This is a genomic window from Novosphingobium cyanobacteriorum, assembly GCF_029436685.1.
Lineage (GTDB): Bacteria > Pseudomonadota > Alphaproteobacteria > Sphingomonadales > Sphingomonadaceae > Novosphingobium > Novosphingobium cyanobacteriorum.
The window spans coordinates 25,778-47,998 of the sequence record NZ_JAROCY010000001.1 but is presented as its reverse complement, the minus strand read 5'-3'; the positions used below and the strand labels follow the sequence as shown (position 1 = coordinate 47,998).

The window sequence follows — 22,221 nt, the reverse complement described above, 5'->3', positions numbered from 1 at the left end:
TTACCACTCCCCTCGATAGTCGTGGTTCTCGCTCACCATCGCAGTCAGGTTCGACAGCGCGCCGGCGGGCTCCACGGTGTGGCGGCCCGGCTCCTGCGTGCCCGTCTTCGGCTGGCGGCCAGCGGCAAGCTCGTCGAGAATGTGGGTGACGCGCTCGGCGGTCAGATCCTCGTAGTTGTCGTCGTTGATCTGCACCATCGGCGCGGAGGCGCAGTTGCCCATGCACTCCACCTCGGTCAGCGTGAACAGGCCGTCCGGGGTGGTGTGCCCCTTCTTCAGGCCCTTGGCCTTGCACGCCGCCATGATGTCGTCCGACCCGCGCAGCATGCACGGCGTGGTGCCGCAGACCTGCACGTGGAACCGGCCGACCGGCTGGATATTGTACATGGTGTAGAAGGTGGCGACTTCCAGCACACGGATGATCGGCATGTCGAGCTGAGCGGCGACGTATTCCATCACCGGCAGCGGCAGCCACCCTTGCGTGTTCTCTTCCGCGCCCACCTGCCGCTGGGCAAGGTCGAGCAGCGGCATCACCGCGCTGCGCTGCCGCCCGGCGGGATAGCGGGCGATGATTTCCTTGGCCTTCTCCGCGTTCTCGGCGGTCCAGGCGAAGTTGCCCCAGCGCGCGCGCAGTTCAGGGCTGTCGGGTTCGGGATGACGGTCTGCCATGTGCTTACCTTCCCGCCCGCTTCAGCCACACGCCCTGGCCGAACAGGAACAGTTCGAACCCGCCGATCGCCGCGATCATCATCGGCAGCCAGTCGGGCGTATCGGCATGCAGGTACAGCGCGCCGAAGAAAATCGCGGCCAGCACCAGGCCCGACGCGCAGGCGAGGATGGAAAGCTGGCGGGTCTGGTCTTGCTTCACCGGATAAACTCCAACACCACGCTAGATCCTCCCCCGCCGGGGGAGGTGGCAGCCGCGCCAGCGGCTGACGGAGGGGGCATGAGGAACGCGATGTCGGCGGCGGCCAACACCCCCTCCGCCTCCGCTTCGCTGCGGCACCTCCCCCGGAAGGGGAGGATCGTCAAGGGCGCGATCATCGGATGAACTCCACGCGGCTGCACTTGTCGCCCTCGAAAGAATAGACTGCGATCACGTCGAACGGCTCGACCAGCGCCGAACCATCGGAGGCGGGGCCGCGCGTCACATGCTCGCGCATCAGCACATAGTTGCCGATGGCTTGTGCTTCCTTGATCTCGGCATGGTTCTGCGGCCAGCGCGCGAACGCGGCGGCAAGGCCCGAACGCGTGCCCTCCTTGCCTTCGCGCACCACATCCCCACGATAGTTCGCCTCGCAGGCGTCGTCGGTCATGTACGAGACGTAGGTGTCCACGTCCTGCGCGTTGTAGGCGGCGATCATCGCCTTGGCGGTTTCGAGATTTTTAGTCATTCGAACCAACCCGAGAGGTGGGATTGAGGACCCAGAAGATCGCCCATCCGATTGATCCAACCAGTCCTGTAAAGGCTACTCCGAGGACTAAGCCGAAGCCATCGAACAGGCCTCCGTCGCCGCCCATAGCCGAGTAGGCGTAAATTGGAACGCCCGCCCATAGCAGGTAGGCCAGCGCTATCAGCCCTAGCTTTGCCGCATCGGAGTCCCAATGAAGTGCGCCCATTGCCCAACGGGCTGTCCCAAACACAATGCCGCCTTGCACACCTGCCATGGCTACAAAAAACACGATCAGGACGAGGCCGAAGATCAGTCCCATTACCGGTCGCACTCCCCGAACACCACGTCGATCGCGCCGAGGATGGCGGTCGCGTCGGGCAGCATGTGGCCCTTGGACATGAAGTCCATCGCCTGCAGGTGGCTGAACGCGGTCGGGCGGATCTTGCAGCGGTAGGGCTTGTTGCTGCCATCGCTGACCAGGTAGACACCGAATTCGCCCTTGGGGCTTTCGGTGGCGACATAGACTTCGCCAGCCGGCACGTGGAAGCCTTCGGTGTAGAGCTTGAAGTGATGGATCAGCGATTCCATCGACTGCTTCATCTCGCCGCGCTTGGGCGGCGCCACCTTGCGGTCGGTGGTCATCACCGGGCCCTGCGGCATCTGCGCCAGGCACTGCTTCATGATCCGGGCCGACTGGCGCACTTCTTCCACGCGCACCATGAACCGGTCATAGCAGTCGGAGTTGGTGCCGACGGGAATGTCGAACTCCATGCGGTCATAGACGTCGTAGGGCTGGCTCTTGCGCAGGTCCCACGGGATGCCCGCGGCGCGGATCATCGGGCCGGAGAAGCCCCAGGCCAGCGCGTCCTTGCGGCTCACCAGCGCGATGTCGACATTGCGCTGCTTGAAGATGCGGTTGTCCACCACGAGGCTCATCGCGTCCTCGAACAGCGGGAACAGCCGGCTGTCGATCCACTCGCCGATGTCCACCAGCAGCTTTTCCGGCACATCCTGGTGCACGCCGCCGGGGCGGAACCACGCCGCATGCATGCGCGCGCCCGATGCGCGTTCGAAGAAGTTGAGGCAGTCCTCGCGGATTTCGAACAGCCACAGGTTCGGCGTCATCGCGCCCACGTCCATCACGTGGGAGCCGAGGTTGAGCATGTGGTTGCAGATGCGGGTCAGTTCCGCGAACAGCACGCGCAGGTACTGGGCGCGCAAGGGAACTTCGACGTTCAGCAGCTTTTCGACCGCCAGCACGTAGGAGTGTTCCATGCCGAGCGGCGAGCAGTAGTCCAGCCGGTCGAAGTACGGCAGCGCCTGCAGGTAGGTCTTGTGCTCGATCAGCTTTTCGGTGCCGCGGTGGAGCAGGCCGACGTGCGGGTCGATCCGCTCGATGATCTCGCCGTCCAGCTCCATCACCATGCGCAGCACGCCGTGCGCCGCCGGGTGCTGGGGCCCGAAGTTGATGGTGTAGTTGGTGATGACCTCGTCGCCGGTGGTCGGCGACTGTTCGAGGCTGAGGCTCATTCGCCTTCTCCCTCAGTCTTCTTCGTGCGCGTGCGCTTGGACTTTTCCGCAGCGGGTTCCGCCGCACCGTCGGTGTCGGTCACCTTCTTCGCGCGGGGCTTGCGCGCCGGGCGGCTTTCGGTCGGCTCAGGTGCAGCAGGCTCTCCCGTCTTGGCCACAGCGGGCGCAGCTGCTTCGGCCACGGGCTTGGCCGCGTCCTTGTTCGCAGGCTCGCCCGCGCCGGTGTCGGCCGGCTTGTCGGTGGTCTTGGGCGTGTCGACCTTGGCCGGGCCGCCGGTCACGGGCGCGGTGGCGACCGGCGCGGACGCCGGCGGCGGGGTAACCGCCTTCTCGTCACCCGGCAGCACATAGTCCGCGCCTTCCCACGGGCTCATGAAGTCGAACTGCCGCAGGTCCTGCGCCAGCTGCACCGGCTCATAGACCACGCGCTTGTCCTCTTCGGAATAGCGCAACTCGACATAGCCGGTCAGCGGGAAGTCCTTGCGGAACGGATGCCCCTGGAAGCCATAATCGGTCAGGATGCGGCGCAGGTCGGTGTTGCCGGCAAACAGCACGCCGAACATGTCGTAGACTTCGCGCTCATACCAGCCGGCATTGGGCCACAGCGTCGTCGCCGTCGGCACCGGGGTGGCCTCGTCGGTCGTCACCTTCACGATCAGGCGCAGGTTGCGCGTCACCGAAAGCAGGCAATAGACCACGTCGAAGCGTTCCAGCCGGTTCGGATAGTCCGCCCCAGCGATGTCCATCAGCTGCTGGAACTGGTGCTCGTCACGAAGCTTGCGCAGCGCATCCTCGATCCGGTCACGCACCACGTTGATCACGATCTCGCCATGCTCATCGCGCGAGGCGACGACCATGTCGCCCAGCGAAGCCACGACCTCGTCAAGCACGCCCTCGAACGAGGCATAGCGCGGAGCGGGGTGAAGAACGGTCATGCCCTGTTCTCCCTCAACGCTCGATCGTGCCGGCGCGGCGGATCTTCCGCTGCAGCTGCATCACGCCATAGAGCAGCGCCTCGGCGGTCGGGGGGCAGCCGGGAACATAGATGTCCACGGGCACGATGCGGTCGCAGCCGCGCACCACCGAATAGCTGTAGTGGTAATAGCCGCCGCCATTGGCGCAGCTGCCCATCGAGATGACATACTTCGGCTCGCTCATCTGGTCATAGACCTTGCGCAGCGCCGGGGCCATCTTGTTGCACAGCGTGCCGGCCACGATCATCACGTCCGATTGGCGCGGGGAAGCGCGCGGGGCAACGCCGAAGCGCTCCATGTCATAGCGCGGCATGTTCACGTGGATCATTTCCACCGCGCAGCAGGCAAGCCCGAAGGTCATCCACCACAGCGAGCCGGTGCGCGCCCACTGGAACAGTTCCTCGGTGCTGGTGACAAGGAAGCCCTTGTCACTCACCTCGGCGTTGAGGCTGTCGAAAAACGCCTGATCGGGCGCGGTCACCGCGCCCTGATTGGCTGTAACGAGCGGATTAGTGGCCATGTTGCTCATTCCCAGTCCAGCGCGCCCTTCTTCCAGGCATAGATGAAGCCGATCACCAGTTCGGCCAGGAACACCATCATGGTGGCCCAGCCGGCCCAGCCGGTTTCCTTAAGGCTGACAGCCCAGGGAAACAGGAACGCCGCTTCGAGGTCAAAGATGATGAACAGGATCGCCACCAGGTAGAACCGCACGTCGAACTGGCTGCGCGGGTCTTCGAACGCGGGGAAGCCGCATTCATACTCGGCCAGTTTCTCGGCATTGGGCTGGTGCGCGCCGGTCAGGCGGGCAATGCCCATGGGCAGGAACACGAAGGCCGTGGATAGCGCCAGCGCGATCCCCAGGAAGATCAGGATCGGCAGGTATTGGGCCAGGTACGATGATTGGTCGACCAAGGGGCTGACTCGCCTGTTAAGAGTTGGACCGCGCCCTAGTCCCGGCAGGCCCGCCGCGCAAGTGGGGTGCGACCGCATTACCCCTCTTGCCCGCAACCTTTTTGTGCTGTGCGGCACCGTGCCGCAGCATGAAACCAACCGTTTGCGCCGTTATCGGGGCACTCTTATTTCAGTTGCATCTTCAGCGTGCGCTGCGTCGCCTTGCCATAGGGCGGCTTCAGCCCGGCGATCCCGGCAATGTCGAACTTCGGCTGGCGATAGACCGCGCGGGCATGGCTGAAGGCACGGAACCCCTCGATCCCGTGATAGCTGCCCATGCCCGATGGCCCCACCCCGCCGAACGGCAGGTCGTCAGCCGTCACATGGAAGATCACGTCGTTCACCGTCACCCCGCCCGACAGCGTCCGCGTCAGCACCTGCTCGCGCTCTCGCGCGTCCTCGCCAAAGTAGTAAAGCCCCAGCGGCCGATCATGCGCGTTCACATAGAGAATGGCCTGTTCGATGCTGCGATAGGTCATCACCGGCAGCACCGGACCAAAGATTTCCTCCTGCATCACCTTCATGTCGTCGTTCACGCCGGTCAGGATCGTCAGCGGCAGCTTGTTGCCATTGGTTGCGGCAAAGTCCTCTCCGCCCGGGTTGACCTCGATCGCCTCGGCTCCCTTGGCCACGGCGTCCTCCACCAGCCCCAGCAGCCGGTCACGATGGCGGCGGTTGATCACCGAGGTATAGTCGTCATTGGCCAGCAGCGTGGGGTACATCGCCGTTACGGACTGCCGCATCGCATCGATCGCCTGCCCCTGCAGGTCTTCGGGCACCATCAGGTAATCCGGCGCAAGGCAGATCTGCCCGGCATTCATCATCTTGCCCAGCGCGATCCGCTCGGCGCTGCGCTTCAGGTCGGCGCTGCGGCCGATGATGGTGGGCGATTTGCCGCCCAGTTCCAGCGTCACCGGCACCAGGTTCTCCGCCGCCGCACGCATCACGTGCCTGCCCACCGATGTCGCCCCGGTGAACAGCAGGTGGTCGAACGGCAGGCTGCAGAAATCCGCGCCCACATCCGGCCCGCCCACGATCACCGCCACTTCGTCTTCCGAGAAGTACCTGGGGAAAACCTCGGCCATCAGGGCGGAAGTCGCCTCGGTGTATTCCGAAGGCTTCACCATCGCACGGTTGCCGGCGGCAAACGCCTGCGCCAGCGGCGCCACGGTCAGCCCCACCGGGAAATTCCATGGCGATACGATGCCGATCACGCCCTTCGGTTCATAGCGGACCTCTGCCCGCGCCCCCAGCAGGCCCAGCGGAAAGTTCACCTTGCGCCGTTCCGGGCGGCTCCACGCCTTCATCGTCTTCTGCGAATGGCGGATCAGGCTCACCGCGGGCATGATGTCGGTCAGCATCGATTGTTCGTGGCTGCGCTGGCCAAAGTCCTCGCTCATGGCGCGGGCAAAGGCGGTGGCGTTGTCCTTGGTCAGCGCCGCCAGCCGTTCCAGCCGGTCGTGCCGCGCGGAAAGCGGCTCGGGCCGCGCGCCCGTGAACGCGGCCTTCTGCCGGTCGAGCAGCGCATGCATCACGTTCTTGCCGGTCACGTCCATTGGCCTTCTCCCCTCGAGCGATTTCGAGCCAGATGGCTTCATCTGGCGATTGGGAAATCGCCGCAAAACGTGAATCCGGAGCCGAGGCTCCAGACGCTGATTCGTTAACCAAATCCGCTGAACAGGAACATTGGCCATGCCGTAGCGGCAAGGCATGTTCCCAGCGGAAGCGCGGTATCCGCACCGATCTTACGCCCGGAAACGTGCATGGCAATCGCTGCGATCAGGCCCACCAGCGCCGCGCCCAGCAGCGTATGGACCACGCCCAATGGCCCCAGCCACAGCCCGATCGCCCCCATCAACGGCGGATCGCCCCCGCCCATGCCTTCGCGCCCGCGCAACCGGCGATAGCCGAAGGCCACGCTCCACAGCATGCCAAAGCCCAGCGCCCCACCGATCAGCGCCCATTCCAGCGGAAAAATGTCCTGCATCGCCCAGCTTCGCCCTGCTGCCAGCAGCAGGCCATTGGCGGCCAGCACCCCGGTCAGCACGCGCGGCAGCCACAGATGGCGCAGGTCCAGCAGCGCCAGCAGCAACAGCTGCCAGCCAAGAACCATCGCCGCCAGCGCCAGCCCTACGGGCGCCAGGGCCACGCTCGCCAGCCCGATGGCCGCCCCGCCCAGTTCGCAGGCCAGCTGCCACGCGCCGATCCTGCCGCCACAGGTGCGGCACCGCCCTTTCAGCGCGAGCCAGGAGATGACGGGTACGAGGTCCTGCACCGCCAGTGCCGTTCCGCAGTGGTCGCAGGCCGATCTACCGGTGACGATGGACCTTTCCGCAGGCAACCGCTCAAGCGCGGCGCCCAGGAAACTGCCGATGATCGCGCCGAGCACGCCGCCCCCCGCCAGCATGACCCCCGGCGGAATGGTCGCGGACAGGATCAGGTCGGTGTCCATGGCAATCCGCCCCCCGTCCCCGAATTGCAATTGTTGCGGTGCAACACTATTGAACACCCCGATCCCGAGTGGCTCGTCACCTAGCACAAGAAAGAGTGTTCGCCATGGCCCAGTTCTCCGCTGCCGATCCGGTCGTCATCCTGTCCTATGCCCGCACCCCGATGGGCGGACTTCAGGGCGCGCTGGCCGATGTTTCCGCCACCGATCTCGGCGCCACGGCGGTGAAGGCCGCAGTCGAGCGCGCCGGCGTTGCCGGTGACGACATCGAACGCATCTACATGGGCTGCGTGCTGCCTGCCGGCCTCGGCCAGGCCCCTGCCCGCCAGGCCGCGCTCAAGGCCGGCCTGCCCAAGTCGGTTGAGGCGACCACCGTCAACAAGGTCTGCGGTTCGGGCATGATGACCGTGATGATGGGTGCCGAAGCCATCGCCGCGGGCAGTGCCGACCTGATCGTGGCGGGCGGGATGGAATCGATGACCAACGCACCCTACCTGCTCAAGAAGCATCGCTCGGGCGCGCGCATCGGCCACGATACCGCCTATGACCACATGTTCCTCGATGGCCTGGAAGACGCCTACCAGGGCGGCGCGATGGGCACGTTCGCGCAGGCGACCGCCAACGAATACCAGCTGACCCGCGAACAGCAGGACAGCTACGCCATCGAATCCCTGCGCCGCGCCCAGGCCGCGATCGCCGATGGCGGCTTCGCCAGCGAGGTCGTGCCCGTCACCATCGCCACCCGTGCCGGTGAAACTGTTGTCGATACCGACGAACAGCCGGGCAAGGGCCGGCCGGACAAGATCCCGTCGCTCAAGCCCGCCTTCGCCAAGGACGGCACGATCACCGCAGCCAGTTCTTCCTCGATCTCCGATGGCGCCGCCGCGCTGGTGCTCACCCGCGCCAGCCTCGCTGCCGAAAAGGGCCTCGCTCCGGTGGCCAAGGTTGTAGGTATCGCCGCCCATGCACAGGAACCGGCCAAGTTCACCACTGCCCCGGTTGGCGCGATCCAGAAGGTGCTGGCCCAGGCCGGCTGGTCGGTCGGCGACGTCGATCTGTTCGAGGTGAATGAAGCCTTCGCCTGCGTCGCCATGTTCGCGATGCACGATCTGGGCATTCCGCATGACAGGATCAACGTTCACGGCGGCGCCACCGCCCTCGGCCACCCGCTCGGCGCATCGGGCGCGCGCATCGTCACCACGCTGATCGGCGCGCTGAAGCACAAGGGCCTGAAGAAGGGCGTCGCCAGCCTGTGCATCGGCGGGGGCGAAGCCACGGCAGTGGCCATCGAACTGGTTTGATATAGCGAAGTCTCCCCGGTTCGCCGGGGAGCCTCACCCTCCTACGGGGCGCCCGCGCCCCACATCGCGGCCTGGTTCATGAAGCCCTGCCGACCATCGACGTCAACCTTGCACCAGCCGTCGTCGCAGTCCTTGATCTTTGCGACCACGCCCGGCGCCGCGCGCCACAGCAGGCGGCCCGATCCGTCCTTGTTTTCGCGGATTTCCGCCACCTGCCCCTTGACCACGCCGGTGTGGACCTTGCTGGTGATGAACTGCTGCAACATCCAGCCGCGCACGCCGTCCGGGTCTTCCACCAGCGCCCAGCCGCCCATTTCGCGCAGCACCTTCATCGGCAGGCCGGGCCGAATGTAGACCCAGCTGATGCGGTATTCCCGCCCGGGCCCCACGCGCATGTTGCTTTCGCTCTTGCGCAGCGAAACCCAGTACCGCCCGTTGCCGTCCTCGGCCTGTGCGGCGCCCCCGGCCACGGCAAGGCCCAGCGCGATCGCGATCAGCGGTTTCACCCGGGACATTGGCGTCGGCTCCTTTGCTTCATGCGGCGTCCCTGCCCCGATACATCATCATGTCGCAAGGGCAAGGCAAGCTTGACCGCAACGCGTTATGGGCAGGGCGCGCTTGACCGCAACACGATCTGGACAAGGCGCGCTTGACCGCAACGCATGAGGGGGGATAGCGGTTGCGCCATGCCAACTCATGCCCGCCAAGCAGACCTGCGTTCCACGCGCCGCATCGAAGGCAGGCCCCGCGTCGCCGTCACCCGCCGCCTGCTGCCCGAAACCGAGGCGCGCATGGCCGAACTGTTCGACGTTGTCCTCAACGAATCCGATGGCCCGCTCTCGCCCGACGATCTTGCCGCGCTAATGGCCGAAGCCCACGTGCTGGTACCCACCGTCACCGATACCATCGACGCCGCCCTCATCGCCCGTGCCGGGCCGCAGCTGGGCCTGATCGCCAATTTCGGCGCCGGCATCGAACACATCGATCTCGCCGCCGCCCGCGCGCGCAAGATCATCGTCACCAACACACCCGGCGTCTTCACCGACGATACCGCCGACATGGCCATGGCGCTGATCCTCTCGGTCACCCGCCGGCTCAACTATGGCGGCCGCGTGCTGCGTTCGGGCCAGTGGCAGGGCTGGTCGCCCTCCACCCTGCTCGGCCACCGCGTCGGCGGAAAGGTGCTGGGCATCGTCGGCATGGGCCGCATCGGCCAGGCCGTCGCCCACCGCGCCCGCGCCTTCGGCCTCTCGGTGGTTTATCACAACCGCCACCGCCTGCCCGAAGCGTTGGAGAACATGCTCGGCGCGCGTTTCGAACCCGATCTTGATGCGCTTGTCGCCGGGGCGGACATCCTCACGCTCCACTGCCCCGCCAAACCCGACACCCGCCACCTTATCGACGCCCGCCGCATCGCGCTGATGCGGCCCGATGCCTATCTGGTGAACACCGCGCGCGGCACCATTGTCGAGGAAGAGGCGCTTATCGAGGCGCTGCAGGAAGGCCGCATCGGCGGCGCCGGGCTCGATGTGTTCGAACACGAACCGATGGTCGACCAGCGCCTGCGCGATCACCCCAATGTCGCCATCCTGCCCCACATGGGCAGCGCCACCTTTGAAGGGCGCGCCGCCTCGGGCGACAAGGTCATCGCCAACATCCGCTTCTGGGCCGATGGTCATCGCCCGCCAGATCAGGTGCTCGAAGGCTGGATGTGATTGGCCTCGGTATTACGCCAGCGCCCATTTTGTAACACTTCGTTTCGCGAACCGCTTGCGGCGCGCAATGCTCTTGCCTAGACGATGCGCGGGATCAGGCCGCCGCAAGCGATTGCACGGCGGTGCGAGGGAGAGCTTTGCAATGCGGAAATCTTTGGGCGCCATCGCCGCGCTGGCGGCACTGACGCTGCCGGCCCTCGCACATGCGCAGGTTGGCGGGTCCACGGTTGACGCGGCCGATACCGGCGACACCGCATGGATCCTCATTTCCTCCGCGCTCGTGCTGATGATGGCCGCCCCCGGCCTCACCCTGTTCTACGGCGGCCTCGTCCGCGCCAAGGGCTTCCTCGCAGTGCTGGTTCAGGTCGGCGCGATTGCCGCCGTGGCCTCGCTGCTGTGGGTCATGGTGGGCTATACGCTCGCCTTCGGCACCGTCACCAACGGCTGGCTGGGCGCGGGCAACGCGTGGATGCTGCTCGATCTGGGCAATGTGCGCCCCAACACCGCCATTCCCGAAAGCGCCTTCGCCCTGTTCCAGATGTGCTTTGCACTGATCACGCCCGCGCTGATGGTCGGCGCCTGGGTTGACCGCGCCCGCTTCGGCTGGGTCGTCGCCTTCTGCGCACTGTGGAGCCTGATCGTCTACGCTCCCGTCGCACACTGGATCTGGGGCGGCGGCTGGCTCGCCACGCGCCTCGGCACCATGGATTTTGCCGGCGGCATTGTCGTCCACACCACGGCGGGCGTCTCCGCGCTCGTCGTCGCGCTCCTTCTGGGCAAGCGCATGGGCTTTCCGAAGACGCTGATGCTGCCGCACTCGCCCGCGCTGACGATGGCCGGCGCGGCGCTGCTGTGGGTGGGCTGGTTCGGCTTCAACGGCGGATCAGCACTCGCCGCCAATGACGACGCTGCCGCCGCGATTATCAACACCCACGTCGCCGCCTGCGTTGCCGCGCTGGTGTGGATCCTGATCGAACGCTTCGCCGTGGGCAAGTGCACCTCGGTCGGCTTCGCCACCGGCGCCATCGCCGGCCTCGCCACCGTCACGCCTGCCGCTGGCTATATCGCGCCTGGCGCGGCGATGGTCTTCGGCGTCGCCGCGGCAGTGGTCTGCTATCCCATGATCCTGCTGGTCAAGCAGCGGCTGGAGATCGACGATTCACTCGATGTCTTCGCCGTCCACGGCGTCGGCGGCATGATCGGCTCGGTCCTGCTGGCGGTGTTCATCTCTCCCGCGCTGGGCGGCACCGGCTATGCCGAAGGCATGGGCCTTGCCCGCCAGCTCTTCGCCCAGATCGCCGGGGTGGGCGTGGTCGCCGCCTGGAGCGCCATCGCCACGGTCATCGCCGGCCTGATGGTCTCGATGGTCGTGCCCATCCGCGTCAGCGAGGACGAGGAACGCGAAGGCCTCGACATCACCAGCCACGGCGAACGCGCCTGGGAATTCGACTGAGCCTGGTGGGTCATAAGCGCACCCCGGTCCTCCCGCCTGCGGAAGAAGTCGGGGTGGGCTTCTTTGCTCGTGCAAAGCCACTAAGAGTATCGCGCAGAGGCGCGGAGAAGCGATAAAGGCCTGCGGTGCGGCCGCCTTTTATCACTTCCGTTTCTCTGCGCCTCTGCGCCTCTGCGCGAACCCTAATCTTCGCGTCTTTGCGCGAAACCTGCTTCCTGCACCCGACCACCAAAGAAAAACCCCGCCAGGCACCAGGCCCGGCGGGGTCTTTTCTTTCAGGCCTTCGCCCTGGGCCCGATCAGGCCCCGAACGTGCGCTGCCACCAGCCGCGGCGCGGCGGGCCATCCTCGGCGGATTCCGCTGCCGGGGCGGCATCTGCGCCAGCGTCGGCAACCGGCTCGCTCACCGCTTCGGCAGCCGGCGCTTCGGCCACTTCTGCCGGGGCGGCATCGGCCTTCTTCTTGCGCGGCGCGCGCTTCGGCTTGGCCGGGGTTTCCTCGGCAACCGGTTCGGCGGCAGGCGCTTCCTCGGCCACAGGGGCGGCTTCCGCCACGGCGTCGGCCTTCTTGCGGCGCGGCGCGCGCTTCGGCTTGGCCGGAGCTTCCTCCGCCACCGGCTCGGCCACGGGCACTTCCTCGGTCACCGGGGCTGCTTCAACCACGGCTTCCTCGGCAACCGGCTCGGCCTTCTTGCGACGGGTGCGCTTCGGCTTGGCCGGAGCTTCCTCGGCAACCGGTTCTGCCGCGGCAACAGGCTCGGCCACTTCGGCCACCACAGCCTCTGCGGCGGCAGGCGCATCGGCGTCATCGCCGGCTTCATCGCCCGCTTCGCCTTCAGCCTGGCCTTCGCCGTTAATGCCACCATCGCGGCCACCCCGCCGACGACGACCACGCCGACGGCGCTTGCGACGGCCTTCACCGTCGTTTCCTCCTTCGCCGCCCTCGCCAGCGCCTTCACCGGCTTCGATGGCACCATCCTCGCCAGCACCTTCGCCGGCTTCTTCAGCGCCCTCGGTCTCGTCTTCGTCACCGGCTTCGCCCTGCGGCGCACCGTCCTCGTCACGACGATCGCGATTGCGGCCACGACGGCGCTTGCGGCGCTTGCGACGGCCTTCGCCCTCACCTTCGCCTTCACCCTCTTCACGGCCACGCCCACGGCCACCACGGCCCTGCTGGCGCTCGCCCTGATCCTCGGCTTCTTCCTCGTCCTCGTATTCGTCCTCGATCACGTCCTCTTCTTCAGGCTCGATGATCGGTTCGAAGCGGGGCACGAATTCCGGCTTTGGCCCGCGTGAGGCGACGCGCATCTTCGCGCCTTCGTTCTCGCCTTCGGGGATCACTTCCACCGTCACGCCATAACGGTCCTCGATCTCGGCGAGATCGGCGCGCTTGGCGTTGAGCACATAGATCGCCGCTTCCTGCGAAGCATAAAGCGTGATGACGTTGCCCTTGCCCTTGGCGGCCTCGTCCTCGATCATGCGCAGCGCGGAAAGCCCGGCCGATGATGCCGTGCGCACCAGGCCCGATCCGTCGCAGTGCGGGCAGGCGCGGGTGGTTGCTTCCAGCACGCCGGTGCGCAGCCGCTGGCGGCTCATTTCCATCAGGCCAAAGCCCGAAATGCGGCCCACCTGGATGCGCGCACGGTCATTCTTCAGCGCGTCCTTCATCGCCTTCTCGACCTTGCGGATGTTCGATCCGTATTCCATGTCGATGAAGTCGATGACCACCAGCCCGGCCATGTCGCGCAGGCGCAGCTGGCGGGCAATCTCGCGCGCCGCTTCCAGGTTGGTGTTGAGCGCGGTCGCCTCGATGCCGTGCTCCTTGGTGCTGCGGCCCGAGTTGATGTCGATCGAAACCAGCGCCTCGGTCGGGTTGATCACCAGGTAACCGCCGCTCTTCAGCTGCACCACCGGGTCATACATCGCGGTCAGCTGGTCTTCCGCGCCATAGCGCTGGAACAGCGGGACCGGATCGACATAGGCCCGCACGCGCTTGGCGTGGCTGGGCATCAGCAGCTTCATGAAGTCCTTGGCGGCGCGGTATCCGTACTCGCCCTCAACAACCACTTCCTCGATGTCGCGGTTGTAGATGTCGCGGATCGCGCGCTTGATCAGGTCGCTGTCCGAATGGATCAGTGCCGGCGCACTGCTCTTCAGCGTGCGCTCGCGGATCTCGTCCCACAGCCGGGCAAGGTAGTCGAAGTCGCGCTTGATCTCGGGCTTGGTGCGCTGCAGCCCCGCCGTGCGCACGATGCACGACATCGATTTGGGCAGCTCCAGCTCGGTCATGATAGATTTCAGCCGCTTGCGGTCCGCGGCAGAGCTGATCTTGCGGCTGATGCCGCCGCCATGGCTCGAATTGGGCATCAGCACGCAGTAACGGCCGGCCAGCGACAGGTACGTGGTCAGCGCCGCGCCCTTGTTGCCGCGCTCTTCCTTCACCACCTGCACCAGCAGAACCTGGCGGCGCTGGATCACGTCCTGGATCTTGTAGCGGCGGCGCAGCGCCATGCGCTTGGCGCGCAGTTCGTCAGCTTCCTTGCCCTGCGAACGGCCCTGGCGGCGGCCACGGCGCTGGCGACGCTGGCGGCCACCGTCCTCGCTGCCTTCCTCGCCTTCGCCGCCGTCTTCGGCGTCGCTGGCTTCGGCTTCATCGCCCTCTTCGCCGGCGTCCTCGCCATCATGCTCGAAGCCGCGCTCCACCACGCCGCCATCGATCGTGGCAACGTCGTCCTTCTCGGACGTATCGACCTCGGTCACGCCCTCGTCGGAATAGCCGTCTTCGCCCTCGGCGTAGTCGTCCTCTTCCTCATCGTCCTCGGCGGCGCGCAGGGCGGCCTCTTCCTCGGCATGGGCGGCCTCTTCGGCCAGCAGGGCCTCGCGGTCCTCCTTGGGAATCTGGTAGTAATCCGGGTGGATTTCGCTGAAGGCCAGGAAGCCGTGGCGGTTGCCGCCAAAGTCGACGAACGCCGCCTGCAGCGACGGTTCGACCCGTGTTACCTTGGCCAGATAGATGTTGCCCTTGATCTGCTTGTGATCCGCAGATTCAAAGTCGAATTCCTCAATACGGTTGCCCTTCAGCACCGCCACCCGGGTTTCTTCCTGGTGGCGCGCATCGATCAGCATGCGCGTTGTCATCAAATAATCTCCAGCCGCGCCGCCGCGGGACGTATCCCGGGATCAGGGCGCGGTTTTCATCAAAGGCGCGAGCGCGCGCATCGGCAGTATGCCGGATGCCTCGCTTCGCGAATGCGGAATTGCCGGATCGGAGCGCGGTTGCGAAACGCATGCGCTCGCCGCCCGGCGGCGGTTGGTGTGTGTCTGCGGTGATGACAATTCGCGGAAACGTGCGCGCGCCGGTGTCCGACGAGCCGTAACGCGCCCCTTTCGGGCGGTTCGGCTGGGCGGAAACTTGGCTCATCATCACGGCATCAACCTCTGGCGCGGGTGGGGGATGCGGTTGCAACGCCGTCCCCGCGTTCTTGTCCGGATAGTGTGCCAGCAGGCCCCTGAACCCGGCGGTCATCGCCTTCCTGGCTTGGCCGGGCCGGTGCTGGCATGCCCCGGTACATGGGTTGCTAGCACTGCAATTGCAAAGCGGCAATTAAAACCATGGCAGGATTGAAACGGTTCGCGTCAAAGGTTCCCCCGGAATGGAAGCGTCGTGGTGAATTCCGGCTTTACCGTGGCGCACCGGGCGTTGCATAGCGCAATGCAATGGAACGGCGGGCGCTTTTGCAAAGGCTGGGGGTGGCTGCGGGCTTCGCTGTCCCGCTGGCCGTGCTGGCGCTCTGGGCCGTGCGGCTGCAGGCCACCGGCACCACCGTTCCCCCCTATGTCGCCCGTGTCGCCTTGCCCGATGGCAGCGCCACCATCGGGCTTCCCCCTGTCCTGGGCCCTGCAGACGCCAGCCGCCCGCTCGTTGTGATCGACGCCGGCCATGGCGGGCATGATCCCGGCGCGGGCGGCCCCGGCGGGGAACGCGAAAAGATCCTCACCCTCGCCCTCGCCCGCTCGCTGCGCGATGCCCTGCTCGCCGATGGCCGCGTCCGCGTCGCCCTCACGCGGGACAGCGACCGCTTCCTCGTGCTTGAAGAACGCGCCGGCATCGCCCGCCGCCTTGGCGCAGACCTCTTCGTCTCGATCCACGCCGACGCCGCTGAAAACGACGAGGCCGGCGGCGCCACCATCTACACTCTGTCCGATCGCGGATCGGATGCCGTGGCCGATCAGGTCGCCGCGCGTGAAAACAAAGTCGATACCGTCAACGGCGTCAGGCTGGGTGACCAGTCCGACACCGTGACCTCGATCCTCGTCGATCTTTCCCAGCGCGAGATGCGCGGCCGCAGCCAGGCGCTGTCCGACCTCATCCTGCGCGAAGGCCAGGGCGCGCTGCAGTTCCACGCCAATCCGCAGCGCCAGGCCGCCTTCATCGTGCTCAAGTCGCTCGACGTGCCCTCGGTCCTGCTCGAAGCGGGCTACATCTCGAACGAAGACGACGCCCGCGCCATGCGCGATCCGCAATGGCGCGCCACCTTCGCCCGCCATCTCGCCCGCGCGATAGAGATCGCGCTCGCCCGTCAAGAGACCCGCTAGCGCCGCCCGCGCCCGCCGTGCTAGAGCGCCCGCGACCATGGCCGACGACACGACCCCGCAAGACATCCGCTTCCGCATCCGCCGCGATGCTTCGGGGCTGTTCCAGCTGGCCCGCGAACAGTGGCGCACCAACCGCTGGGTGCGCCGCCTCGGCTATGCACTGGGCGTGCTGGTGCTGCTCTACGCGCTGCTCTGGGTCACGATGATCCGCACCCTGCCCTCGGCGGACAAGCTGCTCACCTACCAGCCGCCGCTGCCCACCATGGTGCGCGGCAACGATGGCGAGATCGTTTCCAGCTACGCCCGCGAACGCCGCGTGCAGCTGCGCTACGTCGATTTTCCCGAACCGCTGATCCACGCCTTCCTCTCGGCAGAGGACAAGACCTTCTTCAGCCACGGCGGCATCGACTACCTCGGCTTCGCCGGCGCGGTGGTGGACTATGCCACCAAGTTCGGCTCGGGCGAGCGCGCCCGCGGCGGCTCCACCATCACCCAGCAGGTCGCCAAGAACATCCTGATCGGCAACGAATACTCCGTGGGGCGCAAGCTCAAGGAGATGATTCTCGCCCGCCGCATCGAATCCGTGCTGAACAAGCAGCAGATCCTCGAGCTTTACCTCAACGAGATCCCGCTCGGTCGTCAGAGCTTCGGCGTGCAGGCCGCCGCCCGCGCCTATTTTGACAAGGACGTGGGTGACCTGCAGCTGCACGAATTCGCCTTCCTCGCCATCCTGCCCAAGGCGCCCGAAACCTATGGCCGCGCCCGCAACGCCGAAAAGGCGCTGATCCGCCGCAACTGGGTGCTTGATCAGATGGTCAAGAACGGCTGGACCACGCCGCAGGCCGCGGCCCAGGCCAAGTCCCAGCCGCTCGGCCTCGTCCCCCGCCGCGCCGAGAACTACACCGCCGACGCCGGCTATTTCCTTGAGGAAGTGCGCCGCCAGCTGATCGACAGGTTCGGCGAGAATGCCGACAACGGCCCGAACAGCGTCTACGCCGGCGGCCTGTGGGTGCGCACCTCGCTCGACACCCAGTTGCAGACCGCGGCGCAGGCCGCCCTGCGCGCCGGCCTGCTGCGCTACAGCGGCGGCCGCGCCTGGAACGGCCCGATCGCCCGCGTCTCCGATCTCGAACGCTGGCAGACAGAGCTGATCTCCAGCAACATCTCGATCCATTATCAGGACTGGCGCGTCGGCGTCGTCCTGTCCAAGAGCGGCAGCGCCGGCACCGTCGGCTTTGCCGATGGCAAGCAGGGCCCGCTCTATGGCATGCCCGATGCCATGCGCGCGGGTGACATCATCGCGGTTGCTCCCAACGGCAATTCCTGGGCCGTGCGCACCATTCCCGAAGTCTCGGGCGGCATGGTGGTGGAAGATCCGCAGAACGGCCGCGTCCTCGCCATGCAGGGCGGGTTCGATGCGCGGCTCGGCTCGTTCAACCGCGCCACCCAGGCCAATCGCCAGCCCGGCTCCACGATCAAGCCCTTCGTCTATGCCACCGGGCTGGACAACGGCATGACCCCCGCCTCGATGGTGCTCGATGGCACCTTCTGCGTCTATCAGGGCGCGGCGCTCGGCCAGAAGTGCTTCCGCAACTTCGGCAACGAAGGCGGCTCGGGCAGCCACACCATGCGCTGGGGCCTTGAACAGTCGCGCAACCTGATGACCGTGCGCATCGCCAACGATGTCGGCATGGACAAGGTCGTGCGCACCATCAAGAATGTCGGCATCGGCGATTACCAGCCCTTCCTGTCGATGGCGCTCGGCGCGGGTGACACCACCGTGGCGCGCATGGTCAATGCCTATGCCGCGCTCGCCAACCACGGGCGGCAGCATGACCAGTCGCTGGTCGACTACGTGCAGGATCGCAACGGCAAGGTCATCTGGCGCAACGACAACCGCGATTGCTCCACATGCAACATGGCGCAGTGGGACGGCCGGCCGATGCCCCGCTTCAAGCCCACCGGGCGGCAGGTGATGGACGCGCGCACCGCCTATCAGGTCGTCCACATGCTTGAAGGCGTGGTGGTGCGCGGCACCGCCGTCACCCTGCGCGATCTGGGCCTGCCGCTCTTCGGCAAGACCGGCACCACCTCCGGCCCCACCAACGTCTGGTTCGTCGGCGGCTCGCCCGATATCATCGCCGGGGTCTATCTCGGTTACGACCAGCCGCGCAGCCTTGGCGGCTATGCCCAGGGCGGCCGCATCGCCGCGCCGATCTTCAAGCAGTTCGTCCTCCAGACGCGCAACCGCTGGTCCGACATCCCCTTCACCGCGCCCGAAGGCGTGCGCATGGTCCGCATCGATCGCGTCTCGGGCAAGCGCGTGTTCGGCGGCACTGCTGAAAACGACGTCGCCAAGGCCTCGGTCATCTGGGAAGCCTTCAAGCCCGACACCGAACCCAAGCGCACCGCCCGCGCCGAGGAACTGACCGTCAAGGAAGCGGTGATGGACGCCCTGCGCAAGGCCCGCGCCGCCCGCGGCCAGTCCGTCACCAGCAACGAAGGCGCCAGCGAGGAAGGCGACTTCGTCGAAGAACAGGGCGGCATCTACTGACGGAAAGCCCCAAAGAAAGCCCCTCCCCGACGGGGAGGGGTTGGGGTGGGGGCTCAACATCTCGGTAAAAGCGGGACGCTCCGAATTAAGCGGGACCCCGGATCAAGTCCGGGGTGACGATGAAAGTAAAGCGTGGCAGTCCAACTCGCGCGCGGCTTTAGTCTCCATCAATACACAGCGCACCCGTGATTGATCCTCCTTCTGCGAACATAACGCAGACACCAAAATCCCGTCACCCCGGACCTGATCCGGGGTCCCACTTCTTAATTTTCCACCGTCTCCATCATCACCAAGACTATCCGACGTCTGCACCACCCACGCATCCTCCGGAATTTGCGTGTAGAGGTAATGCACCACGGCATCCCGTTGATCCCAAACCGTCCAACTACTGCGCCCTCGCGATAGGCCGACTTGCGCCGCAAGCCATCCGGGCATACCGCTTGCGTAATCTCGCACGCCCAACAGGCAATGGACGTGCTGGGATGCAGATGTGGACGCGCCGCCGCGCATCACCCAATTGATTTCCGTGTCGATCGTATGGTGCAGCAACTTGCAGCGGCTCAGCGGATCTTCCCGATACGAAACATCCGCCCTCGCCGGTTCGGCCAGATCCATTGCGTGGAGGAACACCTTGGGTGACACTTTAACGGATGCGCGTCTGATCTGCTCCCCATCGGGCGATTCCCAAGCCTGCAACCTACCGTCTCGATCAATCCTGTATTCGTAACCCGGAACCCACACACCACTCTGCCGGATCACAAGTTTCTGCACCCCGCTGTCGATCGGTCGATGCAGGGCTGCGGTAAGACGGCCTGCCAAGAAAAGCGCAGCGGCAAACACCCCCACACCGAGGCCAAACTTCTTCCACCGCCCTCGCGCGGCGACCGCAATGACAGCCGCAATCGGCGCCAATACGGCGACCGTCCAGTAAGGATCATCAAAGTCCGGCATCGTCAGCCCTCAGCTAACAAGCAAGCTACCTGCTAACGATACCGATACAATAGCCCCTCTCAATCCCCCCAGCGCACCTGCACTGACCACCCCGGCCCCCAGCCGATCCCATGGTCCTTGGCATAGTTGCCCTGGTTCAGCGCCACCGACAGGTTCAGCAGGCTGTTGATATAGACCATCGGCGCGCCCACCGGCACGTCGCCGAACGTGTTGGTGAATGGCGCGGTCACGCTGTCCACCACCTTGCCCTCGTGCAGGATGTCCACGCTCACGCGGTCGCCCACCTTCAGCCCGGCCCGCGCCACCATTTCACGCGGAATGTTGGTCCACACGTTGCCATACTGGATGTCCAGCACCGGGATCATGCCCTTCAGCGCGCCCCCTTCCACCACCGCGCGCTGGTAGCTCAGCCGCACCAGCTTGGCCGGGTCCGCCAGCGGCCCCACCTGGTCGAACGTGATCGTGCCCGAAGCCAGCCGCGCGCCGGTATAGCCGAACACGTCGCGCCCGTGGAACGTGTTGGAATCCTGCGATCCGGGCAGCCGGTTCACCGTCTCATCGATCACCCGCACCGCATCGATGCCCTCGGCCTCGTCGATCAGGGTATAAAGCCCGTTGTCCGGCCCCACATAGTAATGCCCCGCCCTGGTCCGCGCCACGATGGACTTGCGCGCCGTGCCCACGCCCGGATCGATCACGGTCACGAACACGGTGCCCTTCGGCCAGTACGGCGCCACCTGGAACAGGCGATAGGCCCCGTCCCAGATCCCCTCGATCTCGTGACTGAGGTCCGAAATCAGCAACTTGGGCGATACGCCATAGGCCACCCCCTTCACCGCCGAAACCGCCCCGTCCTTCACCCCGAAATCGGTCATCAGCACCAGCGGCACCGTGCGCGGCAGCGCCGCCCGCGCCCGCTGCGCCGCAGGCTTGGCGATAACGGGCGCTCCCGCCCCCGCCACCAGCCCCGCTGCCGCACCCGCCGCCGCCAATGCCAACCAGAACCCCTTGCCGCGCATCGCCACCTCCATCAGATGCGCCCTTTCTGCCGCGCCGCCCACGCGCACTTCAAGTGGGACTTCCTAATAAGGCGGCGACACCGCACATACGCAGCGCGCCATGCTTGCAAGGTCGCCCCCATCCGCTACCACCGCGCACGATGACCGTCCCCGCCTGCACCACGCCCGAACTCGCCGCCGCCGCACAGGAACTGATCGCTGCGCACACCGATTCATGGGCGGTGCATTATGGCCGTACACAGGCGTTGCGCTGCGCTGATGATGCCCTGCGGCTGGCCCGGCTCGTTCCCGGCGGCCGTGTGCTCAATGTCGGCGGCGCGCCCTATCTGTTCGAGGTTTTCGCCGCGCGGCTCGGCCTCCACGTCACCTCGCTGGATATTGATCCCGCACGCCACGCCCCGGTGATCGAACGCTTCGGCCTCACGGTTCGGGCGCTTGATTTCGAGGATGCGGCCCAGCGCGCCACGCTCGATCTTTCAGCCTTCGATGTGATCTGCCTGTGCGAGGTGTTCGAACACATGCGGATCGATCTTGTCGGCATGTTGCGCGATATTCGCGCACGCATGGCTCCGCAGGCGCTGATCTATCTCACCACACCCAATTTCTTCTACGCTCCGCGCTTCGTGCCCATGCTCCGCCGCGGCCGCAGCGGCCCCTCGCTCGTCTCCGAATGGCGCAAGCTGCACGAACTCGGCCACATGGGCCACATCCGCGAATACACCCGCACCGAACTCGAAGAACTCTTCGCCTTCACCGGCTTCACCACCACCTGCGCCTTCCGCAATTCCCGCCCCACCAAGAAGCGTTTCCTCGGCGCACTCTCCCGCCTCGACCGCTTCTGCCAGGAATTCGTGTTCACTCTTCGGGCGGGGTGAGGGTTGGGAGGCGGCAAGCTTGGCTGGCTCACGATCATGCTTGCCGGCCAGAAGCGGCGGTACCGGCTCCATCTCTCGTCATTGCGAGGATGCGAAGCCGACGAAGCGATCCAGAGCCTGCCAACACTCCCTTCCGTCTCCCAATTCCTACACCAAAAATAACAGACATGTCTGTTATTTATTTTCGCCTTTCCTACACGCCACCGATTTGCATAATTGCACCGGCCAACACCGCTCCTTGAACCCGTGAATCGCCCTCGGATGCCGCAGAAATCCTTCGCTTCCGCGTCCGCACTCCGGTCTGCCCCGCAGGTCGGCAGGTGCCTTGCGCATGGCCAGAAAGGCCGCGCCGAGTTTTGCCCATTGGACAGTGTCAACCGTGTCAACCTCACCCAACCGATCCATCGCCAGAAATCGCCGCCCGCATCGTGTCAACCTCGCTTCCGCAGGCCCGCCGATGT

The 22,221-nt window shown here is 65.9% G+C and carries 21 protein-coding genes; 6 read left to right on the top strand and 15 right to left on the bottom strand.

Going from position 1 to position 22,221, the window contains the following annotated elements:
• The 10 genes from POM99_RS00210 to POM99_RS00165 all read right to left on the bottom strand — a co-directional run bounded on the left by POM99_RS00210 (position 1) and on the right by POM99_RS00165 (position 7,301).
• A complete protein-coding gene (locus POM99_RS00210; protein WP_277274718.1) occupies positions 1–669 on the bottom strand; it encodes a complex I 24 kDa subunit family protein in 669 nt (222 codons plus the stop codon).
• 4 nt (positions 670–673) lie between these two features.
• Positions 674–868: a hypothetical protein gene (locus POM99_RS00205; protein WP_277274717.1), complete on the bottom strand. Its 195-nt coding sequence runs from the start codon at positions 866–868 to the stop codon at positions 674–676.
• Positions 869–1,040: 172 nt separating this feature from the next.
• Positions 1,041–1,394 (bottom strand): nuclear transport factor 2 family protein, encoded by a 354-nt coding sequence (locus POM99_RS00200; protein WP_277274716.1) that lies wholly within the window; start codon positions 1,392–1,394, stop codon positions 1,041–1,043.
• Complete coding sequence (locus tag POM99_RS00195; protein WP_277274715.1) at positions 1,387–1,713, bottom strand: hypothetical protein; 327 nt, start codon at positions 1,711–1,713, stop codon at positions 1,387–1,389. Before POM99_RS00195 ends, POM99_RS00200 begins: the two co-directional genes overlap by 8 nt.
• A complete protein-coding gene (locus POM99_RS00190) occupies positions 1,713–2,924 on the bottom strand; it encodes an NADH-quinone oxidoreductase subunit D (protein WP_277274713.1) in 1,212 nt (403 codons plus the stop codon). Before POM99_RS00190 ends, POM99_RS00195 begins: the two co-directional genes overlap by 1 nt.
• The gene (locus POM99_RS00185) at positions 2,921–3,859 is read right to left on the bottom strand and encodes an NADH-quinone oxidoreductase subunit C (protein ID WP_277274712.1); all 939 of its coding nucleotides are present in this window, start codon (positions 3,857–3,859) and stop codon (positions 2,921–2,923) included. Before POM99_RS00185 ends, POM99_RS00190 begins: the two co-directional genes overlap by 4 nt.
• A 13-nt stretch (positions 3,860–3,872) precedes the next feature.
• On the bottom strand, positions 3,873–4,427 hold the full coding sequence (locus tag POM99_RS00180) for a NuoB/complex I 20 kDa subunit family protein (RefSeq protein ID WP_438822972.1): 555 nt from the start codon (positions 4,425–4,427) through the stop codon (positions 3,873–3,875).
• Entirely contained in the window at positions 4,424–4,810 is a 387-nt protein-coding gene (locus tag POM99_RS00175) for an NADH-quinone oxidoreductase subunit A (RefSeq protein ID WP_277274710.1), read from the bottom strand. Before POM99_RS00175 ends, POM99_RS00180 begins: the two co-directional genes overlap by 4 nt.
• Before the next feature lie 164 nt (positions 4,811–4,974).
• Entirely contained in the window at positions 4,975–6,405 is a 1,431-nt protein-coding gene (locus tag POM99_RS00170; protein WP_277274709.1) for a coniferyl aldehyde dehydrogenase, read from the bottom strand.
• Between the two features lie 104 nt (positions 6,406–6,509).
• Positions 6,510–7,301 carry a prepilin peptidase gene (locus tag POM99_RS00165; RefSeq protein WP_277274708.1) on the bottom strand — a complete coding sequence of 264 codons (792 nt, stop codon included), beginning with the start codon at positions 7,299–7,301 and terminating at the stop codon, positions 6,510–6,512.
• A gap of 104 nt (positions 7,302–7,405) precedes the next feature.
• Here POM99_RS00165 and POM99_RS00160 point away from each other — a divergent pair, with 104 nt between their 5' ends.
• Positions 7,406–8,599, top strand: a complete 1,194-nt coding sequence (locus POM99_RS00160; protein ID WP_277274707.1) for an acetyl-CoA C-acyltransferase — start codon at positions 7,406–7,408, stop codon at positions 8,597–8,599.
• Between the two features lie 41 nt (positions 8,600–8,640).
• On the opposite strand, the gene POM99_RS00155 is transcribed toward POM99_RS00160, so the two are convergent.
• Entirely contained in the window at positions 8,641–9,114 is a 474-nt protein-coding gene (locus POM99_RS00155) for an SH3 domain-containing protein (protein WP_277274706.1), read from the bottom strand.
• Between the two features lie 171 nt (positions 9,115–9,285).
• Between POM99_RS00155 and POM99_RS00150 the strand changes: the two genes are divergently transcribed.
• Both POM99_RS00150 and POM99_RS00145 read left to right on the top strand, forming a co-directional pair.
• On the top strand, positions 9,286–10,314 hold the full coding sequence (locus POM99_RS00150; RefSeq protein WP_277274705.1) for a 2-hydroxyacid dehydrogenase: 1,029 nt from the start codon (positions 9,286–9,288) through the stop codon (positions 10,312–10,314).
• A 142-nt stretch (positions 10,315–10,456) separates the two neighbouring features.
• A complete protein-coding gene (locus tag POM99_RS00145; protein ID WP_277274704.1) occupies positions 10,457–11,767 on the top strand; it encodes an ammonium transporter in 1,311 nt (436 codons plus the stop codon).
• Between the two features lie 298 nt (positions 11,768–12,065).
• Here POM99_RS00145 and POM99_RS00140 read toward each other — a convergent pair whose 3' ends face one another.
• Positions 12,066–14,903, bottom strand: a complete 2,838-nt coding sequence (locus POM99_RS00140) for an Rne/Rng family ribonuclease (protein WP_277274703.1) — start codon at positions 14,901–14,903, stop codon at positions 12,066–12,068.
• Entirely contained in the window at positions 14,827–15,291 is a 465-nt protein-coding gene (locus POM99_RS00135) for a hypothetical protein (protein WP_277274702.1), read from the bottom strand. Before POM99_RS00135 ends, POM99_RS00140 begins: the two co-directional genes overlap by 77 nt.
• 224 nt (positions 15,292–15,515) lie before the next feature.
• Between POM99_RS00135 and POM99_RS00130 the strand changes: the two genes are divergently transcribed.
• Both POM99_RS00130 and POM99_RS00125 read left to right on the top strand, forming a co-directional pair.
• Entirely contained in the window at positions 15,516–16,361 is an 846-nt protein-coding gene (locus POM99_RS00130) for an N-acetylmuramoyl-L-alanine amidase family protein (RefSeq protein WP_277274701.1), read from the top strand.
• A 37-nt stretch (positions 16,362–16,398) separates the two neighbouring features.
• Positions 16,399–18,915: a penicillin-binding protein 1A gene (locus tag POM99_RS00125; RefSeq protein ID WP_277274699.1), complete on the top strand. Its 2,517-nt coding sequence runs from the start codon at positions 16,399–16,401 to the stop codon at positions 18,913–18,915.
• A 102-nt stretch (positions 18,916–19,017) separates the two neighbouring features.
• Here the strand turns inward: POM99_RS00125 and POM99_RS00120 are convergent, their stop codons facing one another.
• Positions 19,018–19,866, bottom strand: a complete 849-nt coding sequence (locus tag POM99_RS00120; protein WP_277274698.1) for a hypothetical protein — start codon at positions 19,864–19,866, stop codon at positions 19,018–19,020.
• A gap of 59 nt (positions 19,867–19,925) precedes the next feature.
• Entirely contained in the window at positions 19,926–20,897 is a 972-nt protein-coding gene (locus POM99_RS00115) for an SAM hydrolase/SAM-dependent halogenase family protein (protein WP_277274697.1), read from the bottom strand.
• Between the two features lie 128 nt (positions 20,898–21,025).
• Between POM99_RS00115 and POM99_RS00110 the strand changes: the two genes are divergently transcribed.
• Positions 21,026–21,760, top strand: a complete 735-nt coding sequence (locus tag POM99_RS00110; RefSeq protein WP_277274696.1) for a class I SAM-dependent methyltransferase — start codon at positions 21,026–21,028, stop codon at positions 21,758–21,760.
• Positions 21,761–22,221: the final 461 nt, after the last annotated feature.